A 15,597-nucleotide genomic window follows, 5' to 3' on the forward strand; every position below is an offset into this window, starting at 1 on the left:
GGAAGAAGTGATGCTGGTTCTGGCTGGGCTCAAGAATCAGCTAGAACCATGCTTGCGAACGTTCAAGCGATACCGGCACGACCAAGAGGCTAAGACTTGCCTTGCCAACTACCCCCTCATTCTTGTTTCTTCCTTCCTTCAAGAGTGGCAACGGCTTGAGCGGCTTGGCTCATCCCTTGAAATCAGGCGCACCCTTATTGCCGCAGAACCAGCAACTCGTCGCATCCGGGATTGGCGGGGCATATCGCGCGCGAGATCTTCAATGCTGGCTCATGGATTTCGCGGCAAGGATGGCCGCCTAGTGAACCCAACAACCCTTTTTGGTCCAGGCCAAGTCCCAACAACGTTCGCTGGTCAATTGCTGCTTGGTGAGTTAGCGGTGTACGCAATCGCCACGGCAATTAGCCACCACAAAGCAGCAGGCGATAATGCTCTTAGCTCACTCTCAACCGTCTGGCCGGACGAAGAACTAGAATCTTGCGGCATCGATACCATGGCAGAGTTCGAGCAAGAAATTGCCACGCTTCGTGGGGAAATTTTTGCAATTGATCCAGATTTGGAGCGCTGCTTCCACGGTGGCTAGGCTGGACAAATCATTCAAGCCGATGCCTCTTCGCGGCACGGCTTAATTCTGGCGTTAGGCCCTTTCTGGATGTTTCCGATGAATCTGGAGCCCAGGCACTTCTCGTGTATGAGCTTTCCATTACAGATGGCGCATCGATTGGCCTCAGGGGCTGCCTGCTAGACGCCTCCTACCGCGGCATCCCGGCACTCGGCTAAGATCAAGGCAGACATACGTCCGGGTACGGTGATGCGCCGCTGGAATGGTTGGGGGGACGATGCCGTCGCGTATTCGCTGACCGACGCCGCCCGCGCGTTCCTGCGCCAGCGTATAGGTGCGGGGACGGCGCCGCGCGACGCCACGCGCGAGCAGGCCCTGCGGGCGGTCGGCCCGTCGCGCATCCGCGCCGGCGCGCTGTTCGAGGACGACCCGGCGTTGCGGCTGGACCGCTCGCGCGGCCAGAGTTTCCCCGACTGGGTGGCGATGAAGTCCGGGCGCATGGGTCCGGTGGCCGATGCCGTGGCGCGCCCGCGCACGCACGATGAAGCCGCGACCGCGCTGGCGGAGGCGCGCCGGATCGGCGCGATCGTGGTGCCCTACGGCGGCGGCACCAGCGTGGTCGGCCATCTGGGCGTGCCGCGCGGCGAGCGGCCGGTGGTCGATATTTCGCTGGAACGCATGGACCGGCTGCTGGCGTTCGACGCCACCACGCTGACCGCGACCTTCGGCGCCGGCACTCCCGGCCCGCGCATCGAGGCGCAACTGGCGCCGCACGGCTGCCTGCTCGGGCACTTCCCGCAGTCCTACGAGTACGCGACGCTCGGCGGCTGGGTGGTCACGCGTTCCTCCGGCCAGCAGTCGTATCGCTACGGCCGCATCGAGCAGTTGTTCCATGCCGGCCGCGTGGCGACGCCGAGGGGCGAATGGCGCGTCGGCGGCGTACCCGCGTCCAGCGCCGGCCCCGACCTGCGCGAGGCGCTGCTGGGTTCGGAAGGCCGTCTGGGCCTGCTGACCGAAGTCACCGCGCGCGTGCGCCCCCTGCCCGCGCACGAGAGCTTCCACGGCGTGTTTTTCCCGTCGTGGCAGGCGGGCGTGGACGCGGTGCGGGCGCTGGTGCAGCAGGATGCGCCGCTGTCGATGCTGCGCCTGGCCAACGAGGTCGAGACCCAGACCCAGCTCGCGCTGGTGCAGGGCCACGAGACCGCGCTCAAGTGGCTGCGGCGCTACCTCGGCCTGCGCGGCATCGGCGCGGACGGCTGCCTGCTGCTGGCGGGGATCACCGGCAGCGCGCGCGAGTGCGCGCTGCAAAAGCGCATGCTGCTCGCGGCCACGCGCGAGCATCGCGGCGTGCATGTCGGCCCGGCGCTGGGCGCGGGCTGGGCCGGGAGCCGCTTCCGCGGGCCGTACCTGCGCAATTCGCTGTGGGAGGCGGGCTACGCGGTCGACACCCTGGAGACCTGCGTGATGTGGCCGCAGGCGACCGCAGTGATGCGCGCGGTCGAGCAGGCCGTGCGCGCGGTGTTCGCCGCCGACGGCGAGCGCGTGCACGCGTTCACGCATCTCTCGCACGTGTACCGGCAGGGCTGCTCGGTCTATTCCACCTTCGTGTTCCGCGCCAGCGGCGATCCCGACGCCGAGCTGGCGCGCTGGCGCCGCTTCAAGCGCGCCGCCTCGGACGCGATCCTCGCCCACGGCGGCACCATCAGCCACCAGCACGGCGTCGGCGTCGACCATGCGCCGTGGCTGCCGGCGGAAAAAGGCGCGCTCGGCATGGACCTGATCCGGGCGATGGCGCGCGAGTTCGATCCGCAGGCGATGATGAACCCCGGCAAGCTGTTCGCCGACGCATGAGCACGCGCCCGACCCTGCCCGAGCTTGCGGACCGCTACGACCTGGTCGTGATCGGCGGCGGCATCACCGGCGCGGGTGTGCTGCACGAAGCCGTGCGCGCCGGCGCCAGGGCGCTGCTGGTGGAGCAGGACGACTACGCCTCGGGCACGTCCTCGCGCTCCTCCAAGCTGGTGCACGGCGGCCTGCGCTACCTGCGCAGCGGCCAGTGGCGACTGACGCTGGAATCCGTGCGCGAGCGCGGGCACCTGCTGCGCGACGCGCCCGAGCTGGTGGTGCCGTTGCCGTTCCTGATGCCGCTACATCGCGGCCGCAAGCCCGGCCGCTGGCCGATGCGGATCGGGCTGGCGCTGTACGACCTGATGGCGGGCAGCCGCCGCTCGCGCTTCGTCGCCGCGGACGAGGTGCTGGCGCGCGCGCCCGGCGTGGCGCGCGAGGCGCTGCGCGGCGGCCTGGCGTTCGAGGATGCCAGCACCGACGATGCGCGCCTGGTGCTGCGGCTGATCTTCGATGCGCTGGCGCAGGGCGCGTGCGCGCTGAACTACGTGCAGGCGCAGGCGGTCGCGCCCGGCCGCGTGCGCATGCGCGACCGCATCGACGGCAGCGTGCGCGAGGTCGAGGCGGCGATGGTCGTCAACGCCACCGGCGCCTGGCCGGACGCCACCCCGGGCGCACCGGCACTGCGGCCGTTGCGCGGCAGCCACTTCGTGTTCGCGGCGCAGCGCTGGCCGCTGCGCCGCGCGGTGTCGTGGCTGCATCCGCGCGATGCACGGCCGCTGTTCGCACTGCCGTGGCTGGGCGTGGTGGTCTACGGCACCACCGACCTCGACCACGCCGGCGCCCTCGACGCGCCGCGGATGACCCCGGAGGAAGCCGCATACCTGCTCGAAGGGCTCGCCTGGGAGTTCCCGGGCCTCGGGCTGCGCGCCGGCGACGCGATCGCCACCTACGCCGGGGTGCGGCCGGTGGTCGCCCACGGCAAGGCGTCGCCGTCGGCGGAATCACGCGAATCGGCGATCTGGAGCGGGCCGCGCAGCGTCGGCGTCACCGGCGGCAAGCTGACGACCTTCCGCGTCACCGCGCGCCAGGTGCTGCGGGAAGCGGCGAAGCAGGTGCCGCAGCTGGCGCCGGTGGAGGCAGGCCCCCTGTTCGCGACGCCCGCGCCCGGCGGCGGCGACGACCGCATCGCCGGCACGCCCTTCACCTGGGACGGCATGCGCCACGCGCTGCGCCACGAACAAGTGGTGCACCTGGCCGACCTGATGCTGCGACGCACGCGCCTGGGCCTGGTGCTGGAGCGCGGCGGCGCGGACCTGCTGCCGCGCATCGGCACGCTGTGCCAGCAGGAACTCGGCTGGGACGAGGCGCGCTGGGCGCAGGAGCAACGCGACTATCTCGACGGCTGGCAACGCCAGCACGCACCGGTGCCCGCATGAAATCCGCCCGCCTGCTCGCCCTGGACGTCGGCACCCAAAGCGCGCGCGCGATCGTGTTCGACGCCCACGGCCACATGCTGGCCAAGGCGCAGTGCGCGTTCGACCCGGCCTACGTCTCGTCGCAGCCCGGTTGGGCCGAGCAGGACCCGGAGGTGTACTGGGACGCCCTCGCGCAATGCTGCGCCGAATTGTGGCGCGGCACCGCCGTCAAGCCCGACGAGATCGACGGCATTGCGCTCACCACCCAACGCGCGACGATGGTCTGCGTCGACGGCGGCGGCCAGGTGCTGCGCCCGGCGATCCTCTGGCTCGACCAGCGCCGCTGCACGCAGCCGCCGCCGCTGGGGCCGCTGTGGAACGCCGCGTTCGGACTCGCGCGCGCGTCCGACCTGATCGAGCACCTGCAGGCGCAGGCGGAAGCCAACTGGCTGGCGCAATACGAACCCGCGTTGTGGCGGCAGACCGACAAGTTCCTGTTCCTGTCGGGCTGGCTGCTGCATCGGCTGTGCGGCGAGTACGTGGATTCCAGCGCGGCGCAGGTCGGCTACGTGCCGTTCGACTACAAGCGCCACGCATGGGCGGGCGCTGCGGATTTCAAGTGGAAGGCGATCGCGCTGCGGCCCTCGCAGTTGCCGCGGCTGGTGGCGCCGAGTGCGCGCCTGGGCACGTTGCAGCGCGCGGCGGCCGACGCGCTGGGCCTGCCGGCGGGCGTGGCGATCGCCGCCGCCGCGGCCGACAAGGCCTGCGAGGTGCTCGGCTGCGGCGTGCTGGAGCCGGACCTCGCGCAGCTCTCGTTCGGCACCACCGCGACCATCAATACCTCGCAGCCCCGGTACGTCGAGGTGGAGCGCCTGCTGCCGGCGTATCCGGCCGCGGTGCCGGGCCACTACAACACCGAGGTGCAGATCTTCCGCGGCTTCTGGATGGTGTCCTGGTTCAAGCGCGAGTTCGCCCAGCGCGAGGAGGCGCTGGCGCGCGAGCGCGGGGTGGCCACCGAATCGCTGTTCGACGACCTGATCCGTTCGGTGCCGCCTGGCGCGATGGGGCTCACCCTGCAGCCGTACTGGACGCCGGGCGTGCGCAGCCCCGGCCCCGAGGGCAAGGGCGCGATCATCGGCTTCGGCGACGTGCATACGCGCGCGCACCTGTACCGGGCGATGATCGAAGGGCTGATGTACGGCTTGCGCGCGGGCCGGGAGCAGATCGAAAAACGCATCGGCCGGCGCGTGCGCCTGCTGCGCGTGTCCGGCGGCGGCGCGCAGAGCGACGCGGCGATGCAGATCGCCGCCGACGTCTTCGGCCTGCCGGCCGAGCGCCCCGACATCCACGAGACTTCGGCGCTGGGCGCGGCGATGAACTGCGCGGTGGGATTGGGTGTGCACGCGGATCATGCCGCCGCGGCGCGGGCGATGTGCCGCGTCGGCGCGCGCTTCGCGCCGGACCCGGGCGCCCACAAGACCTACGACGCGCTGTACCGCGAGGTTTACCAGCCGCTGTATCCGCGCCTGCGGCCGCTGTACCGCCGCATCCGCGCGATCACCGGCTATCCCGCTTGAGGCGTGCCAGCGCGTCGTGCGCGCAGCGCTCGCGCACCGGCAAACGCGACGCCTCACGACCGCTCGCACCTGCCGGGGTTCCTGATACTCAGCAGCGGGGAACCTCTGCGGAGGAAGCCGGCTGCCCGGCCTGTGCGGGACACGCCGTGAATCCATTCCGAGTGCGGAAACCTTTGTGGGGGAAGCCAGTGGTCCGGCCTGTGCGCGACGCACCGTGAATCCATCCCCTAGCGCGGAAGCTTCTGCGGTGGAAGCCGGCGGCCCGGCCTGTGCGGGACACGCCGTGAATCCATTCCGAGTGCGGAAACCTCTGCGAGGGAAGCCGGTGGCCCGGCCTGTGCGGGACACGCCGTGAATACATCCATGTAGGCTCCTCGGCGGCATCCATGCCGCCGACGGTCCCGCACAGGCCGGGCCACCGGCTTCTGGCAAGTGAGTCGGCGCTTGTAGAAAAGCCCACGAAGCGAGGAACTCCAAGCTCGCGAAGTCGCCGGCCGGCGGGCTGGGGGTGCGGAGAGTGGACCATGGATGGTCCACGACCCGACTTAAAGACAGGAGGTCGTCAGGAGGGCGCAGCACCCCCAGCCCGCCGGGCGGCGACTCCCGCCGAAGCCGATCTCCCGAAGCCTGGCCTGACTCGAGATCAGGCCAAAGATGACCCGCGCCTTCAATGACGGGGCGTCGTCAGGAGGCGCAGCACCCCAGCCCGCCGGGCGGCGACTCCTGCCGAAGCCGATCCCTACGGCCGAGAGAAGCGCCACAAAAAAGGGCCGGCATGCCGGCCCTTTTTGTCGCTGACGCGGCGTGCGCTCAGGCGCGCGTGTCGCGCCTGCCTGCCCACGCGGCCTGTCCGCCGGAGCGCTGCTTCTTCGGGCCGGCGTGGGGGCCGCGCGCGGCCGGCTTGGCGTGCGCGCGATGCGCGGGCTTGTTGCCCGGGGCGCGGCCCGGCGCGCGCTGGCCGCCCTGGCGCTGGCCGCCGCCGTTCTTCGGGATCGGGGTGTCCAGCCGGATCGGCTTGCTCGGCGCGTAACCGGGCACCACGTCCATCACCAGTTCGACCTTGAGCAGCTGCTGGATCTGGCGCAGCAGCCCGCCCTCTTCCGGCGACACCAGCGACAACGCCTCGCCCTGCGCGCCGGCGCGGCCGGTGCGACCGATGCGGTGGATGTAGTCCTCGGCCACCATCGGCAGGTCGTGGTTGATCACCAGCGGCAGGTCGGGGATGTCCAGGCCGCGCGCGGCGACGTCGGTGGCCACCAGCACGCGGGCCTTGCCGGCCTTGAACAGGTTCAGCGCCTTCTGCCGCTGCGCCTGGCTCTTGTTGCCGTGGATGGCGACGGCCTTCAGGCCGGCGGCTTCCAGCTGCTCGGCGAGGCGGTTGCAGCCGTGCTTGGTCTTGCCGAACACCAGCACCTGGTCGGTGTGGCGCCGGCTCAGGATGTCGATCAGCAGCTCGCGCTTGCGCGAGGCGTCGACCGGATGCGCGCGGTGCACGATGGTCTCGGCGATGGTATTGCGCGCGGTCACCTGCACCTGCTGCGGGTTGCGCATGAACTCCAGCGCCAGCGCCTTGACCCGGTCCTCGAAGGTCGCCGAGAACAGCAGCGTCTGCCGCTGCTTCGGCACGCGCCCGAGGATGCGCTTGATCGGCGGCAGGAAGCCCATGTCGAGCATGCGGTCGGCCTCGTCCAGCACCAGGATCTCGACCGCGTCGAGCTTGGCGCTGCCACGCTCCAGGTGGTCGATCAGACGGCCGGGAGTGGCGACCAGGATGTCGACGCCGCGACGCAGGTTGTCGACCTGCGGGCCCATGCCGGCGCCGCCGTAGACGGTGGTGACGTTGAGGCGCAGATGGCGGCCGTAGGTCTTGAGGCTGTCGGCGACCTGCACCGCCAGCTCGCGGGTCGGGGTCAGCACCAGTGCGCGCGGCTTGCGCGGGCCGTTGGCCGGGGTCGTCTTCGCCAGGCGCTGCAGCAGCGGCAGGCCGAAGGCGGCGGTCTTGCCGGTGCCGGTCTGGGCGCCGCCGAGCAGGTCGTGGCCGGCCAGCGCCAGCGGGATCGCCTGCGCCTGGATCGGCGTCGGGGTGGTGTAGTGGTATTCGGCCAGCGCGCGCAGCAGCGCGGGCGACAGCCCCAGCCGGGCGAAGCCGATGTTGTCGTCGGCGGCGTCGGTTTCGGCCGCAGCGATCGCGGCCTGGGCGGCCGGGGTGGAATCGAATGTCATGGAAAACTCCGTTGCTTGCGCCCGCACGCGCCTGCGCCGGCCGCGGTCTTGCGATCCGCTGGCGACGGCAGGGTCGATGCGAGCGTTACCCGGAGCGTTCCTTGAACCGCGCTGCGAGCGATGGTTTGACGGCGCCGGAATTCCGGGGCCGTGTCTGCGCGACGAAAGGCGTGCGGGGAGAGAGGGCCGCGGGGGACCGGATCCATCGAAATCCACACGAGATACGTGTGGACTCGATCAGGGACTCGACCGGGCGGCGGGCTTACCAGGAAAACGGATCAGCCGTGCGCGAACCGGCGCACTGTACGCGAATCGGGCCGACCGCGCCAGCGCGGGCGGCCGCGCATGGCCGCCACAAGGGCGACATCACGGTGTTCCTGACCGGGCGGCCCGGCCTCGCGCCGTAAAAACGCGCGGCCCGCCCGGTGCCGCGGGCGGCGCGCAGGCGCTACACCGTCAGCCGCATGCCCGGATGCGGCAGCGTGGCGACGATGCCGTGGCGCTCGCCGATCTCGCCGGCCAGCGCCTCGCGCGCCTTGTCCTCGCCGTGCACCAGCGCCAGCGGCGGCGGCGGGTCGAAGTGCTCGTACCACTCGATCAGGCCGCGCTGGTCGGCGTGCGCGGACAGCCCGCCGACGGTGTGCACGCGGGCGTGGACGTGGTAGTCGTGGCCGTGGATGCGCACCCAGCGGGCGCCGTCGACGATGCGCCGGCCGAGCGTGCCTTCGGCCTGGTAGCCGACGAACACCACGTGCGCCTCGCGCCGGCCCAGGTTCTGCTTGAAGTGGTGCAGGATGCGGCCGCCGTTGGCCATGCCCGAGCCGGCGATGATGATCGCGCCCGCGCCGATGCGGTTGAGCGCCACCGACTCCTCGCGGGTGGGCGTGGCGCGCAGGTTGGGCAGGCGGAACGGGCTCGGGCGGCCGTTCCAGACGCGCCGCGCGCGCTCGTCGAACAGGTCGTGGTGGCGGTCGTAGGCGGCGACCACCTTGCTGGCCATCGGACTGTCCAGGAAGATCCGCCAGCGCGCCAGCTGCCACTGCTCCCAGTGCGCGGCGAACCAGTACAGCAGCTCCTGGGTGCGGCCGACCGCGAACGCCGGGATGCAGACGTTGCCGCGGTCGTGCCAGGCGTCCTCGAAGATCTGCCCGAGCTCGGCGACGGTGCTGGCGCGCTCGCGGTGGTTGCGGTCGCCGTAGGTGGATTCCAGCAGCACCAGGTCGGCCTCGGCGATGGGCGTGGGGTCGCGCAGGATCGGCGCGGCGCGCGGACCGAGGTCGCCGGAGAACACCAGCTTGCGGCCGTCGGCCCACAGTTCCACGATCGCCGAGCCGAGGATGTGGCCGGCGTCGCGCAGCGCCAGCTCCACCCCGGGCAGGATTTCGCTGCGGGCGTCGTAAGGCAGCGGCTGCAATTGCCGCAGCGCGACCTGCACGTCGTGGCTGGTGTACAGCGGTTCCACCGGCGGCTCGCCGTTGCGCCGCTCGCGGTTGGCGCGCTCGGCGTCGCCCGCGGCCAGCGCCGCCGAATCCAGCAGCATGATCGGCATCAGGTCGGCGGTCGCGGCCTGGGTGTAGATCGGGCCGCGGTAGCCGCGCTTGACCAGCAGCGGCACGCGGCCGATGTGGTCGATGTGGGCGTGGCTGAGCACCAGCGCGTCGAGCGCGGCCGGGTCGAACGGGAACTCGGCGGCGTTGAGCGCCTCCAGCTCGCGGCTGCCCTGGATCATGCCGCAGTCCAGCAGCACGCGATGGCCGGCCGCCTCGACCAGATGCATCGAGCCGGTCACCATCCCGGCCGCCCCGTGGAAATGCACGCGCATCTGCCGCCCTCGCCGTCTCGGTCGCCGGCAACTTAGCATGCGGCCCGGCGCTGCCGACCGGCGGCGCGGCGATGCCGACGGCGGCCGTCGCCGGCAGGGCGCCGAGGCCGTCTGGCCGCAGCGCGCCGTGCATCGTCGTGACCTTCGACACCCCCTGCCGGCAGACGGCTCGGCTAGAGTCGGCGGATGCCCCGATGCGGGGCTGCTGCGCCGATGTTGCGGTGCAGGGAACCCGTCCGCAGGAGTCGCCCGTGAGCCACGCCCCCGCCTTCAAGCCGCAAGCGCTGATCCTGTCGCTGGCGGTCGCCGCCGCCCTCGCCGGCTGCCAGAAGCCCGACGCCGCCGCGCCGGCCGCCGACGCCGCCAAGCCGGCGGTCGCGCCGCAGCTGCCGCCGACCGCCGCCTTCGCCCTCGCCGACCTGGACACCAGCAAGAACGCCTGCGACGACCTGTCGGGCTTCGTCAACGGCAAGTGGCTGGCCGCGCACCCGGTGCCGGCCGACCGCACCACCTGGGGCAGCTTCGAGATGCTCGACGAGCGCTCCGAGGCCGCCAGCCGGCACATCGCCGAAACCGCGGCCGCCGACGCCCAGGCCGCCGGCGTGGCCAAGCTGGTCGGCGACTTCTACGCCACCGGCATGGACGCGGCCGCGGTCAACGCCGCCGGCCTGAAGCCGATCCAGCCGATCCTCGAGCGCATCGACGCGCTGAAGACGCCAGCCGATGTCGCCCGGTACCTGCGCGAGGAATTCGCCGCCGGCCGCGGCGAGGTGTTCTCCTTCGGCGCCGAGGCCGACTTCAAGGATTCCTCGCAGGTGATCGGCTACGCCTTCCAGGACGGCCTGTCCCTGCCCGAGCGCGCCTACTACCTGGAGGACGGCCAGGACGGCAACTACAAGACGATCCGCGAGGCTTACGTCGCCCACGTCGCCAGGCAGCTGCGCAACGCCGGCGTCGCCGAGGCCGACGCCGCGCGCCAGGCCGCCGACGTGCTCGCGTTCGAGACCCGCCTGGCCAAGGCCTCGCTGTCGCCGATCGACCTGCGCAACCCGGAGAACCAGTACCACTTCGTCACCCTCGCCGACGCCGACAAGGCCTCGCCCAACTTCCCGTGGTCGCAGTTCATGCAGGCCAACGGGCTGCAGGTCGAGGGCTTCTCGCTGTCGCAGCCGCAGTTCTTCGCCGAGTTCGACAGGATGCTGGCCGAGGTGCCGGTGGCGCAGTGGCAGGCGTACCTGCGGATCCACGCCATCGACGGCATGGCGCCGTACCTGGCCGACACCTTCGCCGACGAGCGCTTCGACTTCTTCGGCAAGACCCTGCGCGGGCAGCAGGAGCAGAAGCCGCGCTGGAAGCGCGTGCTCGACAGCGTCGAGGGCAGCGTCGGCGAGGCGCTGGGCCAGATCTACGTGCAGCAGTACTTCCCGGCCGAGTCCAAGGCGGCGATGGAAAAGCTGGTCGACAACCTGCGCGTCGCGCTCAAGCTGCGGCTGCAGCAGCTGGACTGGATGAGCGAGGACACCAAGGCCAAGGCGGTCGCCAAGTGGGACAGCTTCATGCCCAAGATCGGCTATCCCGACAAGTGGCGCAGCTGGGACGGCCTGGCGACCTCGCGCACGGGCTACGTGGACAACGTGCTGGCCGCGGCCAAGTTCAACCACGACTGGCGCATGGGCAAGATCGGCAAGCCGGTCGACCGCACCGAATGGGGCATGACCCCGCAGACGGTCAACGCCTACTACAACCCGCTGCAGAACGAGATCGTGTTCCCGGCGGCGATCCTGCAGCCGCCGTTCTTCGATCCCAAGGCCGACCCGGCGCTCAACTACGGCGGCATCGGCGCGGTGATCGGCCACGAGATGCTGCACGGCTACGACGACCAGGGCAGCCAGTTCGACGCCAGCGGCAACTTCGCCAACTGGTGGCAGGACGCCGACCGCAAGGGCTTCGAGGCGCGCACGAAGAAGCTGGTGCAGCAGTTCGACGACTACGTCTCGATCGACGGCATCCACGTCAAGGGACAGCTGACCCTGGGCGAGAACATCGCCGACCTCGGCGGCCTGACCGTGGCCTACGACGCGCTGCAAAAGGCGCTGGCCGACGCCGGCATGTCGCCGCAGGAAAAGACCGACGGCTACACCCAGGACCAGCGCTTCTTCATCAACTGGGCCACGGTGTGGCGCCGCAACTTCAAGCCGGAAGAGCTGAAGGTGCGGCTCAACACCGACCCGCACGCGCCGGCCGACTTCCGCGCGATCGGCGCGCCCTCGAACATGCCGGCGTTCGCGGCCGCGTTCCAGTGCAAGGCGGGGGACGCGATGGTGCGTCCCGACGACAAGCGCGTGGTGATCTGGTAGCCGGCCGTCGCACGCCCGATCGCGCAACGCGCGACGGCGCGTCTGCGTGTCCCCCAGGCCCGGCATGTCCGGGCCTGGTTTTTTGCGCGCGTTCCGGGCCGCAGGTTCAGTGTCCGCGCGCGGCCGCTTGTTACACTCGGCCGACCCCACCGGACGACTCCGCAGATGTCCAATCCGCGCCCGCTCGCGTTCGCCCTCGGCCTGGTCCTGGCCGCCTCGTTGACCGCGTTGCCGCCGGCCGATGCCGCGAAGAAGCGGAAATCCGCCAGGCCCGCCGTCAGCCTGGCCTGCAGCGATTTCTACGCGCACGCCAACGCCGACTGGCTGGGCGCCCACGACGCCGTCGCCGGCAGCGGCCTGCAGTCGGCGCTGGGCGAGTTGGGCGAGCGCGCGCGGCAGCAGCAGATCGCGCTGCTCGACGACTACATGCGCAACGCGCAGGCCGGCGTGCCCCAGCTACTCGGCGATTTCTGGGCCAGCGGCCTGGACGAGGCGGCGGTGGAGCGCGACGGCGCCGCGCCGATCGCGCCGCTGCTCGCGCGCATCGCCGCGATCCGCCGCGGCAAGGACGTCCCGGCTGCGGTCGCGGCGCTGCACCAGGCCGGCATCCCGGCGCTGTTCGACTTCGGCGCCGACGTCGACCTGGCCGATCCGGAGCGCCACATCGGCTACTTCGGCCAGGGCGGCCTCGGCCTGCCGGACCCGGCCTACTACACCCGCAGCGACGCCGACACCCGCGCCCTGCTCGGCCGCTACACTGACTACGTCTCCCGCATCCTCGCCCTCACCGGCAGCCAGCCCGAGCGGCTGCAGGCCGACACCCGGGCGGTGCTCGACCTGGAGACGCGGATCGCGCAGGCGTCCGCGCCACAGAGCGCATCGCGCGATCCGCGCGACCGCTACGCGCCGGTGCCCGTCGCCGGCCTCGGCAAGCAGTACCGCCACCTGCAGCTGGACCGGTTCCTCCAGGCGCAAGGGGTGAGCGACGACCGCGTGTCGCTGGCCGATCCGCAACTGTTCGCGCAGCTGGACGCGCTGGTCGCCGGACTCAAGCCCGAGCAGTGGAAGGCCTACCTGCGCTACCAGGTCGGCGCGGCGATGGCGCCGTACCTGTCCCGCGCCTGGCGCGAGGCCGACTTCGCTTTCCGCGGCACGGTGTTGCGCGGGCAGGCCGCGCCGGCGCCGCGGCAGCAGCAGGTGCTGGACGCGATCAACCTCGTCGCCGGGCCGATGCTGGGCCGCGAATACGTCGGCCGCTACCTGCCCGACGCGACCCGCACCCGCGCCGCCGAAATCGCCGCCCAGGTGCGCGACGCGCTCGGCCGCGGCATCGAGCGCAACGACTGGATGAGCCCGGCGGCCAAGGCCGAGGCCGCGGCCAAGCTGGCCCGGCTGAAGATCGAGGTCGGAGCGCCGGCACGCGAGCTCGACTACACGGTGCAGCCGATGAATCGCGGCAGCTTCGGCGGCAACATGCTGATCGCTTCCACCTGGCGCCACCGCGAGGAGATGAAGCGCATCGGCCGCGGCAACGCCGACCGCCGCTGGAACGTGCTGCCGCAGCAGCCGGCGCTGGCCTACGACCTCGGCCAGAACCGCCTGCTCGTGACCGCGGCGATGCTGCAGCCGCCGGTGCTGGACATGACGCGGGACGCGGCCGCGCACTACGGCGCGTTCGGTGCGCTGGTCGGGCACGAGCTGACCCACGGCTTCGACGGCAGCGGGCGTCACGTCGACGCCGCCGGCACGGTCCGCGACTGGTGGACGCCGGCCGACCTGGCCACCTGGGACGCGCGCCTGGCGGCGCTGGCCACGCAGTACGGCGCCTATCCGTACCCGCAGCTCAAGGGCACCTCGGTCGGCGGCGGCCAGACCCGGCAGGAAAACGCTGCCGACCTGGGCGGGCTCGAACTGGCCTGGGACGCGCTCGCCAATGCCCAGCCGGCGCTCGCCGACGCCGGCCGCCAGGCCTTCTTCCTGGGCTGGGCGCAGCTGTGGCCGCAACGCATGTCCGCCGACGTCGCCACCCGCCTGGCCGCCACCGAGGTGCATGCGCCGGGGCAGTGGCGCAGCAACGGCCCGCTCGCCGACCTGCCCGCGTTCGGCGCCGCCTTCGCCTGCAAGGCCGGCACGCCGATGCAGCGCGAGAGCGCGCAGCAGGTCAGGATCTGGCGCTGAGTCCGTTTGCCCGACACCGAGAAACGGCGCGGATTCCGCGCCGTTTCGCGTTGCGTCAGCGCACGATCCGCGGCCGCCGCGGGCCGCCCTTGCCGAACGGCGGTTGCCCGCGCCAGTAGCGGATCAGCAGCCAGCCGAACAGCATCCCGCCCAAGTGCGCGAAGTGCGCCACGCCCGGCTGCAGGCCGGTCGCGCCGAGCAGCAGCTCGATTGCGCCGTACACGATCACCAGGGTGCGCGCCTTCATCGGGATCGGCGGGATCAGCAGCATCACCCGCTGGTTCGGGAACAGCAGGCCATAGGCCAGCAGCAGGCCGAACACGCCGCCGGACGCGCCGATTGTGGGATAGGCGCCCGCGCCCTGGGCCACCGCCCAGGAGCCGACCGCCAGCTGGCACAGACCGGCGCCGGCCACGCACACCAGGTAATAGGTCAGGAAGCGGCGGTTGCCCCAGGTGTATTCCAGCGGCGCGCCGAACATCAGCAGCGCCAGCATGTTGAAGCCCACGTGCGCCAGGCTGCCGTGCAGGAAGCCGTAGCTCAGCAGCTGCCACGGCAGGAACGCAGGCGTCGACGCGAACGGCGCGCCGCCATCGCCCAGCGGCCACAGCATGAACGCGGCGAAGGTGCCGTCGCCCAGCAGCTGCTGCAGCACGAACACCACGCCGTTGGCGATCAGCAGCGCCTTGGTGACCGGGGGGAGATTGGAGAACATCGCGATCCTGCGGGGCCGGGCCGGAGTGGCGCGTGGCGGGGCCGGCCATGATACCGGCGCCGCCGGTGCCGCGCGTCGCCGTCAGCGCACGCCCCAGACCTCCGCATCCAGGTCGAAGGCCGCCCGCGCCCGGCGCACGCGGCCGTTGCGGACCTCCACGCCCTCGCTGCGCAGGCGCCGGCTCTGCTCGCGGAATCCGGCCGAGCCCTCGGGGAAGGCGATCCGGCCGTCCGCGCGCAGCACCCGGTGCCAGGGCAGGGCCGGATCGGCATTGCCGCTGAGCACCCGCGCCGCCAGCCGCGCCCGCCCCGGCAGCCCGGCGCGGCGGGCGATTTCGCCGTAGCCGGCCACCTGCCCGCGCGGGATCGCCCGCACCGCGGCGAGGATCCGGTCGGCGGCGGACGGCTCTGGCATATCGATTAGCATAGCCCCCCACCCCCGAAGCAGCCATGCCGCCATGCAGAACTTCGAGCAGATCCGCGACCATCTGGACGGCAGCGATTTCCACGTCACCGTGCAGGATCCCTACGTGCTGTGCGTGGAGCTGTCGCTGGACGGCGGCCGCCGCCACCAGGCGATCTTCCTGTCGGAGATCGAGGACGACGACGGCCGCCGCTACCTGCGCGTGAACAGCGTGATCGCGCCGATCACCGGCATCGACTGCAAGCGCGCGCTTGCGTTCAACTGGCAGAGTCGGGTCGGTTACCTGGCGATCGGCGAGCTCGACGGGGTGCCGTGGATGCAGCTGTGCGAGAACCGCCCCTACGAAGGCCTGACCCCGGCCGAACTGGACCGGCTGGTGCTGGAGATCGGCGGCATGGGCGACCGCCTGGAGCGGGCGCTGTCGGCCGGCGGCGACCTGCTGTAGCTGTAGCTGTAGCAGCAGCCGCGGCGCGGCAT

At 71.6% G+C, this 15,597-nt stretch carries 11 protein-coding genes; 7 read left to right on the forward strand and 4 right to left on the reverse strand.

Annotated elements, in window-relative coordinates:
- Nucleotides 1-10 precede the first annotated feature (10 nt).
- The 4 genes from D0Y53_RS12490 (at nt 11) to D0Y53_RS00310 (ending at nt 5,402) form a co-directional block, all read left to right on the forward strand.
- Nucleotides 11-583, forward strand: a complete 573-nt coding sequence (locus D0Y53_RS12490) for a hypothetical protein (protein ID WP_147318966.1) — start codon at nt 11-13, stop codon at nt 581-583.
- Between the two features lie 228 nt (nt 584-811).
- Nucleotides 812-2,413 carry an FAD-binding oxidoreductase gene (locus D0Y53_RS00300; protein WP_117201125.1) on the forward strand — a complete coding sequence of 534 codons (1,602 nt, stop codon included), beginning with the start codon at nt 812-814 and terminating at the stop codon, nt 2,411-2,413.
- Nucleotides 2,410-3,846 (forward strand): glycerol-3-phosphate dehydrogenase/oxidase, encoded by a 1,437-nt coding sequence (locus tag D0Y53_RS00305; protein WP_117201126.1) that lies wholly within the window; start codon nt 2,410-2,412, stop codon nt 3,844-3,846. Before D0Y53_RS00300 ends, D0Y53_RS00305 begins: the two co-directional genes overlap by 4 nt.
- The gene (locus tag D0Y53_RS00310; protein WP_117201127.1) at nt 3,843-5,402 is read left to right on the forward strand and encodes an FGGY-family carbohydrate kinase; all 1,560 of its coding nucleotides are present in this window, start codon (nt 3,843-3,845) and stop codon (nt 5,400-5,402) included. Before D0Y53_RS00305 ends, D0Y53_RS00310 begins: the two co-directional genes overlap by 4 nt.
- Before the next feature lie 810 nt (nt 5,403-6,212).
- Here D0Y53_RS00310 and D0Y53_RS00315 read toward each other — a convergent pair.
- The gene (locus tag D0Y53_RS00315; protein ID WP_117201379.1) at nt 6,213-7,553 is read right to left on the reverse strand and encodes a DEAD/DEAH box helicase; all 1,341 of its coding nucleotides are present in this window, start codon (nt 7,551-7,553) and stop codon (nt 6,213-6,215) included.
- 520 nt (nt 7,554-8,073) lie between these two features.
- Nucleotides 8,074-9,447, reverse strand: a complete 1,374-nt coding sequence (locus tag D0Y53_RS00320) for an MBL fold metallo-hydrolase RNA specificity domain-containing protein (protein ID WP_117201128.1) — start codon at nt 9,445-9,447, stop codon at nt 8,074-8,076.
- 251 nt (nt 9,448-9,698) lie between these two features.
- On the opposite strand from D0Y53_RS00320, the gene D0Y53_RS00325 reads away from it, so the two are divergent.
- Together D0Y53_RS00325 and D0Y53_RS00330 are read left to right on the forward strand one after the other, a co-directional pair.
- Entirely contained in the window at nt 9,699-11,804 is a 2,106-nt protein-coding gene (locus D0Y53_RS00325; protein ID WP_233511570.1) for a M13 family metallopeptidase, read from the forward strand.
- A 165-nt stretch (nt 11,805-11,969) separates the two neighbouring features.
- On the forward strand, nt 11,970-13,982 hold the full coding sequence (locus D0Y53_RS00330) for a M13 family metallopeptidase (RefSeq protein WP_117201130.1): 2,013 nt from the start codon (nt 11,970-11,972) through the stop codon (nt 13,980-13,982).
- Between the two features lie 55 nt (nt 13,983-14,037).
- Here the strand turns inward: D0Y53_RS00330 and D0Y53_RS00335 are convergent, their stop codons facing one another.
- Nucleotides 14,038-14,697, reverse strand: a complete 660-nt coding sequence (locus D0Y53_RS00335) for a rhomboid family intramembrane serine protease (protein WP_117201131.1) — start codon at nt 14,695-14,697, stop codon at nt 14,038-14,040.
- 81 nt (nt 14,698-14,778) lie between these two features.
- Nucleotides 14,779-15,111 carry an MGMT family protein gene (locus tag D0Y53_RS00340; protein ID WP_117201132.1) on the reverse strand — a complete coding sequence of 111 codons (333 nt, stop codon included), beginning with the start codon at nt 15,109-15,111 and terminating at the stop codon, nt 14,779-14,781.
- 43 nt (nt 15,112-15,154) lie between these two features.
- Between D0Y53_RS00340 and D0Y53_RS00345 the strand changes: the two genes are divergently transcribed.
- Complete coding sequence (locus D0Y53_RS00345) at nt 15,155-15,565, forward strand: hypothetical protein (RefSeq protein WP_117201133.1); 411 nt, start codon at nt 15,155-15,157, stop codon at nt 15,563-15,565.
- Nucleotides 15,566-15,597: the final 32 nt, after the last annotated feature.

It is taken from the genome of Cognatiluteimonas weifangensis (assembly GCF_003416885.1).
GTDB lineage: Bacteria > Pseudomonadota > Gammaproteobacteria > Xanthomonadales > Xanthomonadaceae > Cognatiluteimonas > Cognatiluteimonas weifangensis.

Bases quoted from the DNA above. Each gene is read 5' to 3' on its own strand.
- D0Y53_RS12490 (WP_147318966.1), top strand. From the start codon at position 11: ATGCTGGTTCTGGCTGGGCTCAAGAATCAGCTAGAACCATGCTTGCGA.
- D0Y53_RS00300 (WP_117201125.1), top strand. From the start codon at position 812: ATGCGCCGCTGGAATGGTTGGGGGGACGATGCCGTCGCGTATTCGCTG.
- D0Y53_RS00305 (WP_117201126.1), top strand. From the start codon at position 2,410: ATGAGCACGCGCCCGACCCTGCCCGAGCTTGCGGACCGCTACGACCTG.
- D0Y53_RS00310 (WP_117201127.1), top strand. From the start codon at position 3,843: ATGAAATCCGCCCGCCTGCTCGCCCTGGACGTCGGCACCCAAAGCGCG.
- D0Y53_RS00320 (WP_117201128.1), bottom strand. From the start codon at position 9,447: ATGCGCGTGCATTTCCACGGGGCGGCCGGGATGGTGACCGGCTCGATG.
- D0Y53_RS00330 (WP_117201130.1), top strand. From the start codon at position 11,970: ATGTCCAATCCGCGCCCGCTCGCGTTCGCCCTCGGCCTGGTCCTGGCC.
- D0Y53_RS00335 (WP_117201131.1), bottom strand. From the start codon at position 14,697: ATGTTCTCCAATCTCCCCCCGGTCACCAAGGCGCTGCTGATCGCCAAC.
- D0Y53_RS00340 (WP_117201132.1), bottom strand. From the start codon at position 15,111: ATGCCAGAGCCGTCCGCCGCCGACCGGATCCTCGCCGCGGTGCGGGCG.
- D0Y53_RS00345 (WP_117201133.1), top strand. From the start codon at position 15,155: ATGCAGAACTTCGAGCAGATCCGCGACCATCTGGACGGCAGCGATTTC.